Raw genomic sequence first — 18,085 nt, 5'->3', positions numbered from 1 at the left:
ACTCTCATTGCACCGGTAGTCTTCCCAACGCTGAGAGGGGCGACATGGACAACTATCAACTGGAAGACGTTTTCAAACTCTCGGGCGTGCCCGAAGTAACTTTCGTGGAGCCAGTCGAGTTTTCTCGACTTCTCGTCGCCCTGCGCACCAAGGGCCGCGGCGTTGTCATCGAAGGCCCATCAGGTATCGGCAAGACTAGCGCTGTCACAAAAGCGCTTGCACGCTTGGAGCCGCAGCTCACCAAGTCGACACTACGCCTGTCTGCGCGCCGGCGAGACGACCGGGAGTTGATCGCAGAACTCCCAAACATCGAGAGTGCAGGCGTCGTCGTTATCGACGACTTTCACCGACTCGACCAGACCACTCGGCTTGCAATTGCGGACCATCTCAAGGTGCTCGCGGACGAAGAACGTGAAGACACAAAAATTGTTGTCATCGGAATCAATCGAGCTGGTGAATCACTACTTTCGTTCGCGCCAGACCTGAGTGGGCGCATCGAGGTAATCAAGTTTGAAGTCAATCCAGACGACCGAGTGAAGCAGCTCATCGACAAGGGATCGTTAGCCCTAAATGTCGAGTTTCCGGTCGCAAGCGACATCATCCAAGCGGCTGATGGCAGTTTCAACATCGCACAGATGCTCTGCCATGACGCATGCCTGACCGCAGGCGTCACCGAGACTTCTATTGAGCATCAGGTTGTAAATGCCTCGTACGAACTGGTGCGAGAGCGAGTTCTCGACCGACTCGCCGGAACCTTCTACAAGCGGGCCGAGGTATTTGCAAAAGGGAAGAAGTTGCGTCGCGAAGGGAGGGCGCCGTACCTCCAGATTCTCCGATGGCTCTCCCTCAGTGACGAATGGACGATCGACCTCGACAGAGAGATGTCCAAGCACCCAACCCTTCGCGGCAGCGTTAGTCAGGTTGTGGAGAAGGGCCATCTGGAGAACCTACTAGATGAGCAGGCAGATCTGCTGGGTGATCTACTGCACTACGATGCCGACGCACGCGTCCTCGCCGTCGAGGACCCGAAGTTCTTCTACTTCATCAAGAACCTTGCCTGGAATCGGTTCGCCGAGAGGATTGGGTACTTCGACGTATCATTCTCGACGCGCTACGATTTCGCCTTATCATTCGCCGGGTCAGATCGGGACATCGCCGAGTTGCTATTCAATGCACTCAGCGAACTTGAGCACGGGGTCTTCTACGATAAGGAGGAACAAGCGCGCATCCTTGCAGAGAACGTAGAGGAATACCTCGCCCCAATCTACAAGAGCGAGGCAAGTTTTGTCGTCGCCATCCTTGGCCCCGATTATCCGAAGCGCATCTGGACGAAGTTCGAGTCCGAGCAGTTCAAGAAGCGATTTGGCGAGAAGGCCGTAATCCCAATCTGGTTTACGGGACAAGACTATGGCGCCTTCGATATTTCCAGGGACGTCGGGGGTGAGACTGTCGACCGTTCTCAGTTGCTCGAACCGCAAGTGACACATATCGCAGAGCGTTTGGCCGCCAAATTGACGGCACACAGACTTGCGGGATCAAGTTCGACCGCTTAACTCTCCGGGCCGTCGGAGCGCCCGACTCACAGCACAGCGATTGCAGGCAAGAAGCCCAACATTTATGGCCCGCCTAGGAAGTGACGACAAACGGCCCATCCCCGGCGCCGCTATTGGCGGGTCATTCACGTGTGTTGCAGGGCTTCTGGTTTGCTGGGGCATCACGGACCGCCGGGGTACGCCGTCGCGCGCCCGATCTCGATCGCCGAAATCCTGTGCGTGTCGCGGGCGAGCGCGTCGACGTTGAGCGGCTGGGCGTACTCCCTGTCGATCCGGTCCCGCACTGCGCGCAGCACCGCGAGGTCGCGCGGTCGTTGCTCGTCGGCGTCGCGGCTGGACACCCCTCCACCGTAGAAGACCCGCGGCCTGACCGGCCATGTCAGACCGTGGCCCGACAATGGACCGTGCCCCTGACCGTCGTGCTCGACCACCCCGCCTTGTCGGACGTGGTCGTGCTGCAGGACGTCACCGACGACGGCCAGCCACTCGCCCGCGCAGACGTGCCGAAGGCCGGCCTCCCCGCCGCTGTCGCCGCCCGCGAGGCCGAGCGTCCCCGCTGGGTGTGGGACGACACCGCCCGCTGGTATCCGCCGCTGCTGGCCGCCGGGGTCCGGGTCGAGCGCTGCCATGACCTGCGGTTATGCCACGCGATCTTGCGGCGCAGCGTGCTGACGCAGGACTCGGAGCTCGCGCAGTCCGCGCCGGGCCGATGGGATGAGCCGCCGCCCGGCGAGCCGAAGGCGGTCGAGGTGAGCCTGTTCGACGACCCGAGGCTCGCCTCCACGCCCGCCGCCGCCCACGCCGCCACCGATGAGGACGCCCCCGACGACTCCGACCCGCTCGCCGAGCTCCAACGCCAGTTCGCGGCGGTCGCCGGCGCGGACGATCCGGGCCGCCTCCGCCTGCTGCTCGCCGCCGAGTCGACAGGCGCCCTGATCGCCGCCGAGATGCGCCACGACGGCCTGCCGTGGGACGTCGCCGTCCACCATGAGCTGCTGACCCGCGAACTCGGCACGCGCCCTGCCGGCGGCGGTCGTCCGAGCCGCCTGGAGGCCCTGGCCGCCGAGGTGCGCACTGCTTTGAGCCAGCCCGCGCTGAACCTCGACTCGCAGCAGGACCTGCTGCGCGGGATGCGGGCGGCGGGGCTGGATGTGGAGTCGACCCGCAAGTGGGATATCCAGGCGCTCGACCATCCGGTGGCCGCGCCGCTGCTGGAGTACAAGAAGCTGGCCCGGCTGCTCAGCGCCAACGGCTGGGCGTGGATGGAGCAGTGGGTGCGTGACGGCCGGTTCCGGCCCGACTACGTGCCGGCTGGCGTGGTGACGGGCCGGTGGGCGTCGAGCGGTGGCGGCGCGCTGCAGCTCCCGGCGAGCATCCGTGGGGCGGTGCGGGCCGATCCGGGCTGGCGGCTGGTGGTCGCCGACGCCGCGCAGCTCGAGCCGCGGGTGCTCGCCGCGATGTCGGGAGACGACGCGATGGCGGCGGCCGGGCGGCACGCGGACCTGTATCAGGGCGTGGTCGACGCCGGCATCGTCGAGACCCGCGAGCAGGCCAAGTACGCGATGCTCGGCGCGATCTACGGCGCCACCACCGGCGCGAGCGCGATGCTCATGCCTCGCCTGACGCGCGCCTATCCCCGGGCCGTGGGCTTGGTCGAGGCGGCGGCGCGCGCGGGTGAGCGCGGCGAGCCGGTCTCCACCTGGCTGGGCCGCACCTCGCCGGCGCCCGACGCGGCCCGCATGGCCGAGCTGCGCGCCGCGTCGGCCGAGGGCGCGGAGCCCGCCGACGTCCGCGCCGCCCGACAGCAGGCCCGGACCTGGGGGCGGTTCACCCGCAACTTCGTGGTGCAGGGCACCGCCGCGGAGTGGGCGCTGTGCTGGATGGCGGCCCTGCGGCGCAGGCTCCGCGCGATCGACGGCCGTCCGCACCTCGTGTTCTTCCTGCACGACGAGGTGATGGTCCACTCCCCCGAGCCGGTGGCCGACGAGGTCGCCGCCGCCATCCGCGACGCCGCCGTCGAGGCCGGCCGCCTCCTCTTCGGCGACTCCCCCGTCGACTTCGCCCTCCAAGTCGCCGTCGTGCACAGCTACGACCAGGCGAAGTGACGACAGCCCCTCACCGCGCGGTCGAGCCCATCACCGCCGCGCCCCGACTCGCGGTCCCGGCTAGTCGATCTCGATCTCCGCAGTGGTGAACTCCCGCAGTTGGAGGTCCGCGGCTTCCGGCGCCGTGAAGCCCTGGTCAGCCAGGTACGCGAGCCGGACCTCCCAGTCGAAGCCGTCGTCACCGTTGCGGTCGGAGTAGTAGATCTCCATGAAGTCCTCGGTGGGCCACCGGGTGAGCACGCCGATCTCCCGCAGGTGGTGGTCCGAGCCGGGCGTGAAGTACGGCCGGAAGTTGAGGTGGAACCCCTGGATGAAGGGCACGCCCGGCGGGATGGCCCTCCGCACCCCGCCCCGCGCGCGGGTGCCTGTCGCCCGGTGGTCGCCCAGGATGAGGTCCTGCGGCACCCAGGCGTACTGCGCGCGCCACAGGAACGTCTCCTTGTCGTCCTGGTCGTTGAACGCCACCGACAGGCGCCCGTCGGACTCCAGCAGCTTGATCTGGTCGACGTGCTGGTCGGAGCCGCGGAAGTAGAAGACGAAGCCACTGAGCACGAAGACGTAATCACCGGACGGCTTGTCCAGCTCGCGGGTCTCCTTGGCCTTGGCCACGCTCTCGATCTGTCCCGGGATGATCCGCCTGTTGATGAGGTCCTGGTGCTGGACCCGGTAGAAGTACTCGTCGTTGCGGCTCTCGTCGAAGTACTCGATCGTCAGGGTGTTCGTGTCCGGCACCTCCACTTCCACGCCCACGGCGTCGATGTGCCGGTCCTCATGCGAGAAGCGCAGGTAGAAGGTCTGCATCAGCGGCACGCCCCGGACGGGGTAGGTGCGGCGGGTGATGTTGCGTCCGAATCCCTCGACAACTGGAGTCATGGCCTCGCCCCCTTCGTTCGACGCTAACTCCGCGCCCAGACGCTCGCGAACGGCCGCCGACGTCGGAGGGGTGAACCCGCGCGGGCATCGGACACGCCCGAACGGGCGATGCACAGCCACCCCAGGCCGAATCGTCCGGTGCGTCCCATCTGCACGGTTACCGTGAGCCCATGAGCAGGAACCGACGGCGATGACACACGAGAGCCTCGGCCTGGTCGAGGGGTCCGACGTCGACCCCGAGCTCGGGTTCCTGGTGCACCTGGCCGACACCACGGGAGTCACGGTGGGCCTCGTCCTCACGGTTCCCGCAGGGCTCATCGGCGGCAGGCTGGTGGGCGTGGCCAGGCACTTCGAGGGGCTGGCCACGCAGATGAGCCGCTTCTCGGGACAAGAGATGCTCGGCGAGGCGGTGCTCGGCATGTTCCGGCTGCGGGCCGCGATCCAGGCCGATGAGCACGCCAAGCGGGGCCTGCCCGATCACGGCGCCATCCCGTCGGGGTTCGTCCATCTGGAGAACGCGAGCCTGGTGGGCCCGGGCGGTCAGGAGACGTGGCTGGGCCCGTGGCGTGGCCGGCTGTCCGAGGTCACGGGCTGGACTTTCACGTCCTGAGCGGCCGCCCGGGGTTCACGGTTCCAGCGGTGTGACGGCGGTGACCGTCAGGCACGTCTCGTCGTCGACGGCGGCGGGCATCGGGTCGAGGACGAGCGCCATCGGGTGGCCCCAGTGCGGGCTGAAGGTGGCGTGGGTGTTCCCGTCGCCCGCGAGGGAGGCCTCGAGCCGGTCGAAGAGGTCGGGGACGGTGGGGATGCCCTCGTACTGCTCGGCGGTGGGCGTCCACCCGTCGGGGATCTCGGATGCGACCTCGGCCACGGCGCCGCCGGCCACACGCACGGCCCATCGGCCCACGAGCTGCTGCTCGCCGCACGTGCCCTCGAGCACGTAGGAGTAGTCGGCCATGTCGGCGGCCTTCCACCGTTCGCGGGCCTGCGCGAGGTCCTCTTCGCTGAGGTTCGGCCCCTGCGGCGGCTCGCCCGCCGCTCCCCAGGGTGTGCAGCCGCTGAGGGCGGCCGCGCCGATGAGGGCGCCGACGAGCGCGACAGCCAGGCCGTGCGCTCGTCGGCGTCTCATGTCAGCCCAGCAGGTCGTGCCGCAGGATGGTCGCCTCGCGACCCGGGCCCACGCCGATCGCGGAGATGCGCGTCCCGGAGATCTCCTCCAGGGCGAGCACGTACCGCTGCGCGTTGACGGGCAGGTCCTCGAACGTCCGGCAGTCGGAGATGTCCTCGCTCCAGCCGGCGAACTCCTCGTAGACCGGCTTCGCGTGGTGGAAGTCGCTCTGGTCGAGCGGCATCTCGTCGTGGCGCACACCGTCGACGTCGTAGGCCACTGCGACCGGGATCTTCTCCAGGCCCGACAGGGTGTCGAGCTTGGTGAGCACCAGGTCGGTGAGGCCGTTGACGCGGGCGGCGTACCGCGCGACGACGGCGTCATACCAGCCGGTGCGGCGCGGGCGGCCCGTGGTGGTGCCGAACTCGCCGCCCTTCTGCCGCAGGTGCTCGCCCATGTCGTCGAGCAGCTCGGTGGGGAACGGGCCCTCGCCGACGCGCGTCGTGTACGCCTTGATGACGCCGACGACGCGGTCGATGCGGGTGGGTCCGACGCCCGATCCGGTGCACGCGCCGCCCGCTGTGGCGGAGGACGACGTGACGAACGGGTAGGTGCCGTGGTCGATGTCGAGCATCGTGGCCTGGCCGGCCTCGAACACGACGGTCTTGCCCTCGTCCAGGCCCTTGTTCAGCACCAGCGGGGTGTCGGCGACGTACGGGCGGACGCGCTCGGCGTAGCCGAGCAGCTCCTCGACCGTCTCGTCGACGGTGATGGCCCGGCGGTTGTAGACCTTCACCAGCAGGTGGTTCTTCTGGTCGAGGGCGCCCTCGACCTTCTGCCGCAGGATCTTCTCGTCGAAGAGGTCCTGGATGCGGATGCCCACGCGGTTGATCTTGTCGGCGTAGGTGGGGCCGATGCCGCGACCGGTGGTGCCGATCTTGCGGCTGCCGAGGAACCGCTCAGTGACCTTGTCGAGCGTGCGGTTGTACGGGGCGATGACGTGCGCGGCCGAGCTGACCAGCAGGCGGCTGGTGTCGACGCCGCGGGCCTCGAGGGCGTCGATCTCCTGGAACAGCACCTCGAGGTCGATGACGACCCCGTTGCCGATCACGGGGACGACGCCCGGGGAGAGGATCCCGGAGGGCAGCAGGTGCAGCGCGTACTTCTCACCGTCGATGACGACGGTGTGGCCGGCGTTGTTGCCGCCGTTGAACTTCACGACGTAGTCGATGCGCGAGCCGAGTTGATCGGTCGCCTTGCCCTTGCCTTCGTCGCCCCACTGGGCTCCGAGAACTACGACGGCCGGCATGGCATCACCTTTTCCACCCTGCCTGGCGGTCCGATTCACGGCACGTCCGGTGCGAGCGGGGCTCGCGGCCGAGGGATCGGGGCACGGGCGGCAGTGACCCAGTACCTCCGAGAGGATACCGGACAGGTAAAGCGATGGTCATTGACCTGTGCGATCAGTCCTGCAGCGAGCCCGGCGCCGAATCCGGCGCCGGGCTCGGCCCACGGTCAGCGCAGCGCCGCGACCTCGACCACTGAGGTGCCCGAGTCCGTGAGGAACTGCGTGCACCGCGCGGCCTCGTCCTCCTCGCCGATCGCGTCGGCGGCGTCGGCCAGCGCGAGCAGCGCCCGCAGGAAGCCCTGGTTCGGCACGTGGTCCGCAGGGATCTCCCCCGCGCCGCGCCACCCCGCGCGCCGCAGCGCGTCGAGCCCGCGGTGGTAGCCGGTCCGCGCGTAGGCGTACGCCGCGACCGGGTCGCCCACCTCGGAGAGCGCCTGCTCGGCGAGCAGCGCCCAGGCGAAGGACGACGCGGGAACGGCGCGCGCGGCGTCGCGCGCGTCCGAGCCGCCGGAGAGCAGGAGTCGCGCCTGGGCGTCGGCGCCGTCGGCAGGCAGGAGGGTGGGCTCAGGGCCGAGCAGGTTCCGGTTCATGAGGCCAGTCTGGCAGCGATGCCACGACCCGCAGCCAGGGCGCACACCCGACGGGGTGCGGGCGCCAGAGTCCATGGCTACAGTCGAAGCGCGCGTGCCCCCACCGCCTCTCCCCCGAGGACGACAATGATCGAGATCTCGACGTCGCCGACGACGACCACAGTTGTCATCGAAGGCGACTTGGACCTCGCGGAGCGTGACCAGTTCCCCGAGATCGCCGCCCGCATTGTCGGCCTGCGCCGGCAGCTCCTGGTCATCGACATGTGCGGCGTGACGTTCATGGACTCGACGGGCGCCGCGTTCCTCATCTCGCTGGCCGACTCCGGCCGCAAGCGCGGCGGCGCCACGGTGTTGCGCGGCGCTGACGCCCGCGACCTGTTCGTCATCGAGGTGTGCGGCGCGCTCGACCTGTTCCGGGTCGACGACGAGTGCGACCACGACCGCCACTCCTCGGGCTTCCGGCGGCCTGCCGGCGGCCGGGTCGCCCCCGCCTGATCCCCACGCGCGCCTGACCCACTCGGGCAGGCGCGAGCCTCAGCCGTGCGCCGTCAGCCCTGCGACCTGTCCTGGGCCACCGGGCGCAGGTCGCCCCGCACCTTCGCCCACACGAGCTTCCCGTCGCGGGCCGGGCGCCAACCCCAGTCCGCCAGGCGGTCGACGATCTGCATCCCGTAGCCGCCGATGCGCCCAGGGTGCCCGTCGGTGGCCACCGGCGGCGTCGGGTTGGAGTCCTCGACCTCGATCCGCAGGCCCTCGCCGGTGTCGAACAGCCGCAGCGCGATGTGGCCCCAGCCGTGCAGCACCGCGTTGGCGACCAGCTCGGAGACGACCAGCTCGGCGCTGGGCCCATCGGGCAGGGACCACGCCTGGCAGGTGCGCAGCACCGCGTGCCGCGCCCGCCCGATCGACGCGGGCTCACTGGGCAGCAGCCACCTGCGGCTGCGCGGGCTGCCGGAGAACGCGGCGTCGTCCTCGGGGTCGGGGACCCGCACCACCACCACTGCGACGTCGTCCTCAGGGCTGTCGGCCAACCGGGACAGGAGCTCCTCGCCGATGCCGGCCGAGTCGATGGCGGTGATGCCCGACGCGATCTCGACGAGCGCGTCCACCCCGTCGCGCAGCGCGCGGTCGCGGCGCTCGATGAGGCCGTCGGTGTAGAAGATCAGCACGTCGCCGGGCTCCAGGTCGGCGCTGGCGGTGCTGCGCGGACGCCCGCCGAACCCGATCAGGGGGCCTGAGGCCTCCCCGAGCGAGATCACCTCGCCGCGCCGCACCAGCAGCGCCGGCAGGTGGCCGGCTCGGGAGTACTCGATGTGCCAGCCCTCGCCGGCCCGGGTCAGGGTGGTGAGCACCAGGGCTGCCGAGCGCGGGATGCGCATCCCGGCCACGAGCTGGTCGACGCGTTCGAGCACCGGGCCCGGGGACGTCACCTCGTAGGCGTAGGAGCGCACGACGGACCGCAGTTGGCCCATCGCGGCGGCGGCCTCGACGTCATGCCCCACCACGTCGCCGATGACCACGCCGACGACATCCGGGGAGATCTGCAGCACGTCGTACCAGTCGCCGCCCACCTGCGCGTGCTCGGCGTTCGGCGCGTAGTACGTCCACACGTCCAGCCCGACGATCTCGGCCTGCTCGGGGAGCATCGAGCGTTGCAGCGTCTCGGCGAGCCGGTGCTCGCGCTCGTACAGGCGCACGTTGTCCACGGCCAAGCCCACGCGGCGCACGGTGAGCTGCAGCACGGTGCGGGCCGACTCGTCGAGCGCCTCAGCGCTGACGCCATGGGAGGCGTCGCGCGGGATCACGGCGAGCACGCCCATCACCCGGCGGCGGCCCGGCACTGGCAGCACCAGCACCTCGGTGAGCGTGGGGGCGATCTGCGCGACGAGGGGGCGGACGTGCTCCGCGAGCCACCCGGAGGCGCTCGTGGTCGCGTGCCAGCCCGTGAGGTCCAGCGTCACGGGGACGTCGAGCACGCCGTCGAGGAGCTGCTGCACCTGGTCCGGCCGGTCGCGGAACGCCGCGGGGACGTCGTCGGGCGGGACGTTGCCGTGGCGTCGGCCGCTGCCCGATGGCGGGGCCGTGACGTCGATGCCGTCGGCGGCGCTCAGCCCGCCGTCGTTCAGGTAGAAGCCGGCCCACGTCACCACGCCGCCGCGTTCCAGGAGCCCGGCGATCTCCCGCAGGGTATGCGGGTCGTCGAGGTCCATCAGCAGGTCGGAGATCTGTGCCACGAGGCCCAGGCTCGTGCGCTCAGTGCGCTCCTGCTCCACCAGCGCCGCCTGCGCGGCGTCCCGCTCGACGAGCTCGGTGACGTCGACCAGCACGACCACGCTGTGCCGGGCAGGCCCGCCGTCCTTGCTCGGCACCGGGGACACCGAGACGCGGCTCCAGATTGGCGAGCCGTCGGCGCGGCGCCCGCACACTGTCGCGTTGCCCGGCCTCCCGGCCTCCGCCAGTTCGTGCAGTAGGGAGATCTCCGCCTGATCGGTCCACTCGCCGTACAGGACGTCGGGTGTGCGGCCCACCACCTCGTCGAGCGAGTAGCCCGTCGAGCGAGTGAAAGCGTCATTCACCCACACGAGGTGATGGCCGGTGGGGCCCAATTCCATGATGAAACAGGGGATGTCAGCGACTCGCAGTGCTCTGTCGCGCAGTTCTGCGAGAGATTCGCCATGATGATCGGGGGCCAGGGAGTTGACCGCGACCACCTCCGATCGTCTAGCGTGCCGAACAGGTGCTGCGACCGAACGCAGCCTGTGCAGGAACCGGGGCCTCGGGGATCGCCCGTGCCCGGGGAAGGAGCATCGTGCGCGACGGTAACAGCCCCACGACGGACGAGCCCGCCCAGAGCGGCGGGGTGGCGGCCGGAATCACCCCCGGCGCCGCGGCGGGCGAGCCCGGAGCCGTCCATGTCATCCTCGGCTCCGATCGGACGCGCATCGTCCTCTCGGGCGAGATCGACGCCGACCTGGGGCCCGACCTCCAGGAGGCGACGGCCGACGCCGAGCAGGCCGGCCTGCCGATCGAGGTCGACGCCCATCACGTGACGTTCATGGACTCGTCAGGCGTGGCGTTCCTCGCCCGGCTGTCGATTCGCAGCCAGCACCGGGTGCGCCTGCTGCGGGTGCCGCCCACCGTGCGGTTCCTCCTCGAGGTGACCCGCATCGGCGAGCTCCTCGACGTGGTCGACGGCGACGAGCCCCACGACTTCGAGGCGGCGCCCGACGCGCCAGGCGAGACGGACCCAGCCGCCCCGTGAGACAGCGGCTCCGCCACCTCCCGGGCGCCGGCTCCGCGCCCTGAGACGGTTGAAGGCCCGGCCCCGACGCGATGAGCGTCGGGGCCGGGCCTTCGTCGATCAGTCGATCAGACGGTCAAGCTCAGAGCTTGCGACCGGCCGAGCGGAGCTGCTGCGCGGCCTCGACCAGGCGCTGGGCCATGCCAGCCTCGGCCAGCTTGCCCCAGGCGCGCGGGTCGTACGCCTTCTTGTTGCCGACCTCGCCGTCGATCTTCAGGACGCCGTCGTAGTTCGCGAACATGTGGCCGGCGACCGGGCGCGTGAACGCGTACTGGGTGTCGGTGTCGATGTTCATCTTGATGACGCCGTTGTCCACGGCCTCGCTGATCTCGGCCTCGGTGGAGCCCGACCCGCCGTGGAAGACCAGGTCGAACGGGCTGTCCTTGCCGAGCGAGGCGCCGACGGCGTCCTGGATCTCCTTGAGGATCGCCGGGCGCAGCTTGACGGCGCCGGGCTTGTAGACGCCGTGCACGTTGCCGAAGGTCAGGGCCGTCAGGTAGCGGCCCTTCTCGCCGGAGCCGAGCGCGGCGACCGTTGCCAGGCCGTCCTCGATCGTCGTGTACAGCTTGTCGTTGATCTCGGCCATGTGGCCGTCCTCCTCACCACCGACGACGCCCACCTCGATCTCGAGGATCGTGCGAGCGGCCTGCGACAGGGCGAGGAGCTCCTCCGCGATGACGAGGTTCTCGTCGAGCGGGATGTTGGAGCCGTCGAACATGTGCGACTGGAACGTCGGGTTCTTGCCGGCCTTGACCTGCTCGGCCTCGAGGGCCAGCAGCGGACGCACCCAGGAGTCGAGGTTCTGCTTGGTGCAGTGGTCCGTGTGCAGCGCGACGGTGATCGGGTAGTTCTTGGCGACCTCGGCCGCGTAGGCGGCGAGGGCGAGCGAGCCGGCGATGCGGTCCTTGACCGTCGAGCCGGACGCGTACTCGGCGCCACCGACGGAGACCTGGATGATGCCGTCGCTCTCCGCCTCGGCGAAGCCCTGCAGGGCAGCGGTGACGCCCTGCGAGGAGGTGACGTTGACCGCGGGGTAGGCGAACTTGCCAGCCTTCGCCCGGTCGATCATCTCGTTGTAGACCTCAGGGGTTGCGATCGGCATCGAGGATTCTCCTGGTGCTAGTGGGAGTGGTTTTCCACCTGAGTCTTCCACGTCCTGGGCATGGCGCGATCAGGACGTCCTACCCATCGGACCGTGGGGCCACATGCTGCGAGATCCACGCGTGCATCGCGATGGCCGCCGCGGCGCCCGCGTTGATGGACCGCGTCGATCCGAACTGGGCGATGTGCAGCACGTCCACTGCTGCGGCCTGCGCCTCCGGTGACAGCCCGGCGCTCTCCTGCCCGAACAGGAGCACGCACTCGCGCGGCAGCGGGTACCCCTCGAGGGGCACGGAGCCGGGCAGGTTGTCGACGCCGATCACCGGCAGCGGCCCGCCGCCGGGACCCGCGGTCCGCGCCCAGGCGATCAGTTCGGCGACGTCGGGATGGTGGCGCAGGTGCTGGTACCGGTCGGTGACCATCGCGCCGCGGCGGTTCCAGCGGCGCCGCCCGACGATGTGCACCTCGGCGGCGGCGAACGCGTTGGCCGTGCGCACCACCGAGCCGATGTTCATGTCATGCGCCCAGTTCTCGATGGCCACGTGGAACGGGTGCCGCCGGGTGTCGAGGTCGGCGACGATCGCCTCGACCTTCCAGTAGCGGTACCTGTCGACGACGTTGCGGCGGTCGCCGTGCTCGAGCAACTCCGGGTCGTACCGCTGCCGGCCGTCGGGGCCGTCGAGCGGCGGCCAGGCGGCACGGCCCCCGGGCCAGGGGCCCACGCCGACGCCCAGGTCGGCCTCCCGGTCGTCGCTGCCGGTGGTCACGCTGTCGTCGCTCACGCCCACATCCTCGCCGAGCGCGGCGAGGATGTGGGCGTGCGATCGCGCCAGGCGGTCAGCCGCGCCCGGGGTGTCCCGGCTTCGGGCTGGCTGGCGCCTTCGAGACGACGCGCCCGGCGCCCGCCTCCTTCTGGACGATCCGCTCGACGCTGCGCACCGGGTCCTTGTCGGCGACGTGGACCGGCTCCCACCCGGCGGGCCCGGCGAACGGGGCGCCGCCGGCGGCGAGGAACGCGTCGAGCGCGCTGGCCGGGCGGCCGTTGACGAGGGTGCCCTTCTCGGTGAGCTGCGTGGCGCCCCAGTTGGTCAGCACTGACGACAGCTCCACGCCGCGTCCGAGCCGCAGCACGTTGTCCTCCAGGTAGAGCTGGGACTGGGTGCCCGGGCCCCACTGGTACTGGTACAGGTCGTCGCCCGTGACCACGTACAGGTTGTCGTAGACGTGCACCTGGCCGTAACGCACCCGCGGGGCCCGCTGCCCGATGCCCTCCCAGAGGTTGTGGTGGATCGTCACCTTGAGGGTGCCGACATCCGCCGGGCGGTTGTTCGACGAGCCGATGAGCATCGTCTTGTCATGGCCGGTGAACCGGTTATAGGAGACGGTCACGTAGTTCGAGCTGTGCGTGATGTCGAGCAGCCCGTCGTGCACCTCGTAGGGGCGCCCGTAGACAGTCGGCAGGCTGGACGCCGGGTGGTCGCCGTCGTCGAAGGTGGAGTTGGCCACCCACACGTTGGTCGAGGTCCACACCGAGACGTTGTCGTAGGCGGAGTTCCAGTTGCCCTGGTCGGTGTCGCCCGGGTCCCACTGCGGGAAGCAGTCGTACGCGTCGCTGAAGGTCAGGTTCCGCAGGATCACGTTGGCGGAGTCGCGGATGCGCAGGTTCGCGCCGACGATGCGCGCGTCCTTGCCGAGCCCGACGATCGTGACGTGGGAGCCCACGTGCTGCTGCGTCTGCTTGGCCTGCACGGCGGCGGCGGCCACGCGCGCGTCCTCGAGCGGGCCCGACGGGTCGACCCGGCCCCAGACCGCCGGGTCGTACGCGGCGATGTAGTCGTCCATGCTGAACGGCGCCGCGGGGTCGCTGCCCACCGCGACCTGCCCGGCGAAGTCGTCGCAGGTGAGGCGGGCGCCGTCGGCCCCCGCGAACGCGTCGATGGCGCCCTGGACGTAGATGACCCGCGGGGTGGTGTCGCCGCGTGCCGCGGACCCGCCGAGCGCGGCGCGGAGCTCATCCCAGGTGCGGACGGTGAAGACGTGCGCGTCATCCGCCGCGGCGCCGCCGGTGGTGCCGCCGTTGGCCGCCGCCCAGCCGTCGTCGGCGGGGAGCACCTCGCGGCCGAGGTCGCGGGCGCCCTTGCCGGGGCTGCCGTGGCCGTTGCCGCCCGATCCGTGCCCTGCCCCCGCGGGCTGGCCGGGGCCGGCTGTGGCGGGTGGGAGGGCCACCGTGCCGACGAGCAGCGCCGCCGCCGTGCAGGTGGCGAGCATGCGTGCGTGGATGCGTGCCATGCCAGGTCTCCGTTTCGGTGTGCCCGACGCGCCACTGGCGAGGTTCCACCGGCATAGCCAGATCCTCCGGCGCAGTCCACGGCGTCGGTGGCGCGGGCTGCGGGTGACACGCTGGCGCCTTTGTCGGGAAAGCGCAATCCATCCGGATCGTCAGCATCTGCGTGGACGCGAGTTCTTCACCTCGTCTTCCATCCGCGTTCCCACTCGGCACGTAGGCTTGCCCGGTGTCCACCATGAGCGCCCTTGCGGCAGCCCTGCCCGCTCTCGGATCCGTGCCAGCACTCGGGCCGGACTTCCTCAACGCGGAACACCTGATCGAGTCGTTCGGCACCTATGCGCTGATCGGCGTCGCGATCGTCGTGTTCATCGAGACGGGCCTGCTGTTCCCGCTGCTGCCGGGCGACTCGCTGCTCTTCACGGCAGGCATGCTCGTGGCACAGGACCAGATGAACGTGCCGCTGTGGGCGCTGTGCCTGCTGCTGTTCGTCGCGGCGTTCGCCGGCGACCAGGTCGGCTTCCTCATCGGGCGCAAGGCCGGGCCCAAGATCTTCAACAAGCCCGACTCGCGCTTCTTCAAGCAGCAGTACATCGACCAGACCTACGCCTACTTCGACAAGTACGGCGGCCGGACGATCATCGTGGCCCGCTTCGTGCCCTTCGTGCGCACCTACGCCCCCGTCGCCGCGGGCGTCGGCAACATGAGCTACCGGCACTTCGTCGCCTACAACGTGATCGGCGCGTTCGTCTGGGGCGTCGGAGTCACGGTCCTCGGCTACCTGCTCGGGAACGTCGCGTTCATCAAGGACAACATCGAGCTGATCCTCGTCGGCATCGTCGGCGTCTCCGTCATCCCCGTGGCCGTCGAGCTGCTGCGCGCCCGCAGCAAGAAGCGCGACCCCCGGTACGACGAGCCGCAGGAGCGCGACGCCACGGCCCGGGACGCATTCGGCCCCACCGAGTGACCTGCAGCAGAAGCGAGAAGACGGCATGACCACACGACAGATCCACAGCTGGCTCACCGACATGGACGGCGTGCTCGTCCACGAGGGCACCGCCCTCCCCGGCGCCGCTGAGTTCGTCCGGGCACTGCGCGACGCGGACCGCCCGTTCCTCATCCTCACCAACAACTCGATCTACACCCCGCGCGACCTGCGCGCCCGCCTCGTCGCCACCGGCATCGACGTGCCCGAACAGGCGATCTGGACGTCGGCCCTCGCCACCGCCCAGTTCCTCGCCGACCAGGCCCCCAACGGCAGCGCGTACACCATCGGGGAGGCCGGGCTGACGACGGCGCTCTACGAGATCGGCTACACGCTCACCGAGAGCGACCCGGACTACGTGGTGCTCGGCGAGACCCGCACCTACTCGTTCGAGGCCATCACCCGCGCCATCCGCCTCATCAAGGGCGGCGCCCGGTTCCTCGCCACCAACCCGGACGTCACCGGCCCGAGCCTCGAGGGCGACCTGCCCGCCACGGGCGCCGTCGCCGCGATGATCACCGCCGCCACCGGCCGACAGCCATACTTTGTGGGAAAACCCAACCCCATGATGTTCCGCTCCGCGCTCAACCGCATCGACGCGCACTCCGAGACGACGGCGATGATCGGCGACCGGATGGACACCGACGTGGTCGCGGGCATCGAGGCCGGGCTGCAGACATTCCTGGTGCTCACCGGCTCCACCAGCGCCGCCGACGTGGAGAAGTTCCCGTTCCGGCCCAGCCACGTCGTCGACTCCATCGCGAACCTGGTCGACCTGGTCTGACAGACGAACGAAGGGCGCCGACCGTCACGGTCGGCGCCCTTCGTCATGTCATCGGGCCGTCTACCCCTGGGCGTCGCCGAAGCCGACCCGCGGGACGGCGCGAACTGCCGGGTCGTCCGTCTCGAAGTACTCGGCGCGCGTGAAGTGGAACATGTTCGCGATGACGTTCGAGGGGAACGACTCGACCTTCGTGTTCAGCGTCCGCACGTTCGCGTTGTAGAACCGGCGGCCAGCCGCGATGCGGTCCTCGGTGGACGTCAGCTCGAGCTGGAGCTGCTGGAAGTTCTCGCTCGCGCGCAGCACCGGGTAGGCCTCCGCGACGGCGAAGAGCCGGCCCAGGGCCTGCGTCAGGACGTTCTCCTGGGCGGCCTGGGCTCCAGGCGTGGAGCCCCCGGCCGACGCCGCGGAGCGCGCCTGCGTGACCTCGTCGAACACGCCCCGCTCATGGGCCGCGTAGCCCTTCACGGACTCGACGAGGTTCGGGATCAGGTCATGGCGACGGTGCAGCTCGACGTCGATCTGCCGCCACGACTCCTGCACCAGGTTCCGCAGCCGGATGAAGCCGTTGTACTGCGCGATCGCCCAGATGAGCACGATCACGACCAGCACGGCGAGGACGACGAGTGCGACCTCCATGGGGGACCTCCAGAGTCGGGGTGGAACAGGATGGTAGCGGGCGACCGTCACATGACCCCGGCCATCACCGCAGGTCAGCGGGGCGTCGGGCGTCCCATGTCTTCCCAGACGTGCTGCGGGACTGCGGTGGAAACCGCCCGCAGCAGCGTGAGTGCGGCGTCGACCCGCGCGGGGTCCGTGCGGCCGGGCATCCAGGTCAGCACCGTCGCCCCCTCGATCCGCAGGCTCTCCCCCCGGGCGTCCGGCAGCAGCAGCCGGGCCATCAGGCGGGGGTTCACCACGTCGTGCGCGAACTTCAGGTTCCGCGCCCGCACCCGCCAGGCCCGGTTGAAGTCCTCGGACTCGAACTGGATGTCCTGACCGCCGAAGGCCCGGAGCACCCGGGTGCCGAGCCACTCGGGCGTGAGCTCGAGGGTGGGCAGCGCCGTCGGCAGGCCCAACGCCACCACCTGGCGGGTGTGCGTCGTCTTCTCCTTGCCCGAGCCGACGGTCCAGCGGTAGGTGAAGGACACGACCCCGTGGCCGTCCACGGCGCCGCGCAGCACCTCGGTTGCCCGCCGGCTGTGGCCCTCGCCGAACGGCTCGCCACTCCACGTCGACACGAGCGACTGGTCCTGGCGCTGATACGACCAGCCGCGCGCGACGGCCCACTGGGCCAGGCGCTCATGCCGCTTCTCGTCGAGCCACCACGCCAGCGCCACGCCCCCGACCACCAGCCACCCGATGACCACCGGGGCCAGCAGCGTGCCGTCCGCGGCCAGCGCGCTCCAGGCGATCGAGCCGACCACGAGCACGCCGAGCACCGCGGCCGCGATGCCCGGGCGGCGGCGCATGGGTCAGGCCAGGCCGAGGTCGGCCAGGCTGAACAGGTAGTGGTAAGGGACGCCCATCGCCTCGATCTTCTCGGCGGCGCCCGTCGCGCGGTCCACGATCACCGCGACGCCCATGACCTCGGCGCCGGCCTCGCGCGCGGCCTCCACGGCGGCGATCGGCGAGCCGCCGGTGGTGGACGTGTCCTCCAGGACGACGACGCGCCGCCCGGCGATGTCGGGGCCCTCGATCCGGCGCTGCATGCCGTGCGCCTTGATCTCCTTGCGGACCACGAACGCGTCGAGGTCCTGGCCGCGCGAGGCCGCGGCGTGCAGCAACGCGGTGGCGACGGGGTCCGCGCCGAGCGTCAGGCCGCCCACCGCGTCGATCTCCGCGGTGCCCAGCCCGACCTCCTCGAGCCGGTCCAGCAGCAGGTGGCCGATCAGCGGCGCCGCGCGGTGGTGCAGCGTGACGCGCCGCAGGTCCACGTAGTAGTCGGCCTCGCGCCCCGAGGACAGCGTGACCTTCCCCCGGACCACCGCGAGCTCCATGATCAGGGCGAGGAGCTGCTCGCGGGGAGTGAGGGACATCGACGAGGCGTCAGGCG

The 18,085-nt window shown here is 70.2% G+C and carries 19 protein-coding genes; 7 read left to right on the top strand and 12 right to left on the bottom strand.

The window, feature by feature from the left end:
• Positions 1-44: 44 nt before the first annotated feature.
• Positions 45-1,553, top strand: a complete 1,509-nt coding sequence (locus QUV83_RS06240) for a TIR domain-containing protein (protein ID WP_289563336.1) — start codon at positions 45-47, stop codon at positions 1,551-1,553.
• Positions 1,554-1,714: 161 nt separating this feature from the next.
• On the opposite strand, the gene QUV83_RS06235 is transcribed toward QUV83_RS06240, so the two are convergent.
• Entirely contained in the window at positions 1,715-1,894 is a 180-nt protein-coding gene (locus tag QUV83_RS06235) for a hypothetical protein (RefSeq protein ID WP_436231889.1), read from the bottom strand.
• A gap of 63 nt (positions 1,895-1,957) precedes the next feature.
• On the opposite strand from QUV83_RS06235, the gene QUV83_RS06230 reads away from it, so the two are divergent.
• Complete coding sequence (locus tag QUV83_RS06230; protein WP_289563335.1) at positions 1,958-3,658, top strand: bifunctional 3'-5' exonuclease/DNA polymerase; 1,701 nt, start codon at positions 1,958-1,960, stop codon at positions 3,656-3,658.
• A gap of 60 nt (positions 3,659-3,718) precedes the next feature.
• Here the strand turns inward: QUV83_RS06230 and QUV83_RS06225 are convergent, their stop codons facing one another.
• Positions 3,719-4,531 (bottom strand): hypothetical protein, encoded by an 813-nt coding sequence (locus tag QUV83_RS06225; RefSeq protein ID WP_289563334.1) that lies wholly within the window; start codon positions 4,529-4,531, stop codon positions 3,719-3,721.
• Between the two features lie 190 nt (positions 4,532-4,721).
• Here QUV83_RS06225 and QUV83_RS06220 point away from each other — a divergent pair, with 190 nt between their 5' ends.
• Positions 4,722-5,141 (top strand): hypothetical protein, encoded by a 420-nt coding sequence (locus QUV83_RS06220; RefSeq protein WP_066586697.1) that lies wholly within the window; start codon positions 4,722-4,724, stop codon positions 5,139-5,141.
• 15 nt (positions 5,142-5,156) lie between these two features.
• Here QUV83_RS06220 and QUV83_RS06215 read toward each other — a convergent pair whose 3' ends face one another.
• From QUV83_RS06215 to QUV83_RS06205, 3 genes are all read right to left on the bottom strand, one after another.
• Positions 5,157-5,660, bottom strand: coding sequence for a DUF6174 domain-containing protein (locus QUV83_RS06215; RefSeq protein WP_289563333.1), 504 nt, complete (start codon positions 5,658-5,660; stop codon positions 5,157-5,159).
• A 1-nt stretch (position 5,661) separates the two neighbouring features.
• Positions 5,662-6,948 carry an adenylosuccinate synthase gene (locus QUV83_RS06210; protein WP_289563332.1) on the bottom strand — a complete coding sequence of 429 codons (1,287 nt, stop codon included), beginning with the start codon at positions 6,946-6,948 and terminating at the stop codon, positions 5,662-5,664.
• 206 nt (positions 6,949-7,154) lie between these two features.
• Complete coding sequence (locus tag QUV83_RS06205) at positions 7,155-7,577, bottom strand: DUF3151 domain-containing protein (RefSeq protein WP_289563331.1); 423 nt, start codon at positions 7,575-7,577, stop codon at positions 7,155-7,157.
• 126 nt (positions 7,578-7,703) lie between these two features.
• Between QUV83_RS06205 and QUV83_RS06200 the strand changes: the two genes are divergently transcribed.
• Positions 7,704-8,072 carry an STAS domain-containing protein gene (locus QUV83_RS06200; RefSeq protein WP_289563330.1) on the top strand — a complete coding sequence of 123 codons (369 nt, stop codon included), beginning with the start codon at positions 7,704-7,706 and terminating at the stop codon, positions 8,070-8,072.
• A 53-nt stretch (positions 8,073-8,125) separates the two neighbouring features.
• On the opposite strand, the gene QUV83_RS06195 is transcribed toward QUV83_RS06200, so the two are convergent.
• Positions 8,126-10,288: a SpoIIE family protein phosphatase gene (locus QUV83_RS06195; protein ID WP_436231888.1), complete on the bottom strand. Its 2,163-nt coding sequence runs from the start codon at positions 10,286-10,288 to the stop codon at positions 8,126-8,128.
• Positions 10,289-10,386: 98 nt separating this feature from the next.
• On the opposite strand from QUV83_RS06195, the gene QUV83_RS06190 reads away from it, so the two are divergent.
• Entirely contained in the window at positions 10,387-10,839 is a 453-nt protein-coding gene (locus QUV83_RS06190; protein WP_289563328.1) for an STAS domain-containing protein, read from the top strand.
• A gap of 121 nt (positions 10,840-10,960) precedes the next feature.
• Here QUV83_RS06190 and fbaA read toward each other — a convergent pair whose 3' ends face one another.
• The 3 genes from fbaA to QUV83_RS06175 all read right to left on the bottom strand — a co-directional run bounded on the left by fbaA (position 10,961) and on the right by QUV83_RS06175 (position 14,268).
• On the bottom strand, positions 10,961-11,980 hold the full coding sequence (gene fbaA, locus QUV83_RS06185; protein WP_289563327.1) for a class II fructose-bisphosphate aldolase: 1,020 nt from the start codon (positions 11,978-11,980) through the stop codon (positions 10,961-10,963).
• Positions 11,981-12,059: 79 nt separating this feature from the next.
• Positions 12,060-12,761 carry a TrmH family RNA methyltransferase gene (locus QUV83_RS06180; protein WP_289563326.1) on the bottom strand — a complete coding sequence of 234 codons (702 nt, stop codon included), beginning with the start codon at positions 12,759-12,761 and terminating at the stop codon, positions 12,060-12,062.
• Between the two features lie 55 nt (positions 12,762-12,816).
• Positions 12,817-14,268 (bottom strand): pectate lyase family protein, encoded by a 1,452-nt coding sequence (locus QUV83_RS06175; RefSeq protein ID WP_289563325.1) that lies wholly within the window; start codon positions 14,266-14,268, stop codon positions 12,817-12,819.
• A 233-nt stretch (positions 14,269-14,501) separates the two neighbouring features.
• On the opposite strand from QUV83_RS06175, the gene QUV83_RS06170 reads away from it, so the two are divergent.
• Together QUV83_RS06170 and QUV83_RS06165 are read left to right on the top strand one after the other, a co-directional pair.
• Positions 14,502-15,230 carry a DedA family protein gene (locus QUV83_RS06170; protein ID WP_289563501.1) on the top strand — a complete coding sequence of 243 codons (729 nt, stop codon included), beginning with the start codon at positions 14,502-14,504 and terminating at the stop codon, positions 15,228-15,230.
• A gap of 25 nt (positions 15,231-15,255) precedes the next feature.
• Positions 15,256-16,032 carry an HAD-IIA family hydrolase gene (locus tag QUV83_RS06165; RefSeq protein WP_289563324.1) on the top strand — a complete coding sequence of 259 codons (777 nt, stop codon included), beginning with the start codon at positions 15,256-15,258 and terminating at the stop codon, positions 16,030-16,032.
• Positions 16,033-16,092: 60 nt separating this feature from the next.
• Here QUV83_RS06165 and QUV83_RS06160 read toward each other — a convergent pair whose 3' ends face one another.
• The 3 genes from QUV83_RS06160 to pyrE all read right to left on the bottom strand — a co-directional run bounded on the left by QUV83_RS06160 (position 16,093) and on the right by pyrE (position 18,068).
• Positions 16,093-16,668, bottom strand: a complete 576-nt coding sequence (locus QUV83_RS06160; protein WP_289563323.1) for a LemA family protein — start codon at positions 16,666-16,668, stop codon at positions 16,093-16,095.
• A 74-nt stretch (positions 16,669-16,742) separates the two neighbouring features.
• Positions 16,743-17,501: a hypothetical protein gene (locus tag QUV83_RS06155; RefSeq protein WP_289563322.1), complete on the bottom strand. Its 759-nt coding sequence runs from the start codon at positions 17,499-17,501 to the stop codon at positions 16,743-16,745.
• A gap of 3 nt (positions 17,502-17,504) precedes the next feature.
• Positions 17,505-18,068, bottom strand: a complete 564-nt coding sequence (gene pyrE, locus QUV83_RS06150; RefSeq protein WP_289563500.1) for an orotate phosphoribosyltransferase — start codon at positions 18,066-18,068, stop codon at positions 17,505-17,507.
• Positions 18,069-18,085 lie beyond the last annotated feature (17 nt).

Origin of the sequence: Cellulomonas cellasea (assembly GCF_030372105.1) — a bacterium.
In the GTDB taxonomy this organism is placed as follows: Bacteria; Actinomycetota; Actinomycetes; order Actinomycetales; family Cellulomonadaceae; genus Cellulomonas_A; species Cellulomonas_A cellasea_A.
Note: the sequence above shows the minus strand (reverse complement) of the source record. Positions and strands in the feature narration are given on the sequence as shown.

What these genes read in the sequence shown, in the direction of transcription:
- QUV83_RS06200 (WP_289563330.1), top strand. Translation starts at nt 7,704, where the DNA reads ATGATCGAGATCTCGACGTCGCCGACGACGACCACAGTTGTCATCGAA.
- QUV83_RS06175 (WP_289563325.1), bottom strand. Translation starts at nt 14,268, where the DNA reads ATGGCACGCATCCACGCACGCATGCTCGCCACCTGCACGGCGGCGGCG.
- QUV83_RS06165 (WP_289563324.1), top strand. Translation starts at nt 15,256, where the DNA reads ATGACCACACGACAGATCCACAGCTGGCTCACCGACATGGACGGCGTG.
- QUV83_RS06215 (WP_289563333.1), bottom strand. Translation starts at nt 5,660, where the DNA reads ATGAGACGCCGACGAGCGCACGGCCTGGCTGTCGCGCTCGTCGGCGCC.
- QUV83_RS06225 (WP_289563334.1), bottom strand. Translation starts at nt 4,531, where the DNA reads ATGACTCCAGTTGTCGAGGGATTCGGACGCAACATCACCCGCCGCACC.
- pyrE (WP_289563500.1), bottom strand. Translation starts at nt 18,068, where the DNA reads ATGTCCCTCACTCCCCGCGAGCAGCTCCTCGCCCTGATCATGGAGCTC.
- fbaA (WP_289563327.1), bottom strand. Translation starts at nt 11,980, where the DNA reads ATGCCGATCGCAACCCCTGAGGTCTACAACGAGATGATCGACCGGGCG.
- QUV83_RS06240 (WP_289563336.1), top strand. Translation starts at nt 45, where the DNA reads ATGGACAACTATCAACTGGAAGACGTTTTCAAACTCTCGGGCGTGCCC.
- QUV83_RS06220 (WP_066586697.1), top strand. Translation starts at nt 4,722, where the DNA reads ATGACACACGAGAGCCTCGGCCTGGTCGAGGGGTCCGACGTCGACCCC.
- QUV83_RS06155 (WP_289563322.1), bottom strand. Translation starts at nt 17,501, where the DNA reads ATGCGCCGCCGCCCGGGCATCGCGGCCGCGGTGCTCGGCGTGCTCGTG.
- QUV83_RS06210 (WP_289563332.1), bottom strand. Translation starts at nt 6,948, where the DNA reads ATGCCGGCCGTCGTAGTTCTCGGAGCCCAGTGGGGCGACGAAGGCAAG.
- QUV83_RS06160 (WP_289563323.1), bottom strand. Translation starts at nt 16,668, where the DNA reads ATGGAGGTCGCACTCGTCGTCCTCGCCGTGCTGGTCGTGATCGTGCTC.
- QUV83_RS06170 (WP_289563501.1), top strand. Translation starts at nt 14,502, where the DNA reads ATGAGCGCCCTTGCGGCAGCCCTGCCCGCTCTCGGATCCGTGCCAGCA.
- QUV83_RS06205 (WP_289563331.1), bottom strand. Translation starts at nt 7,577, where the DNA reads ATGAACCGGAACCTGCTCGGCCCTGAGCCCACCCTCCTGCCTGCCGAC.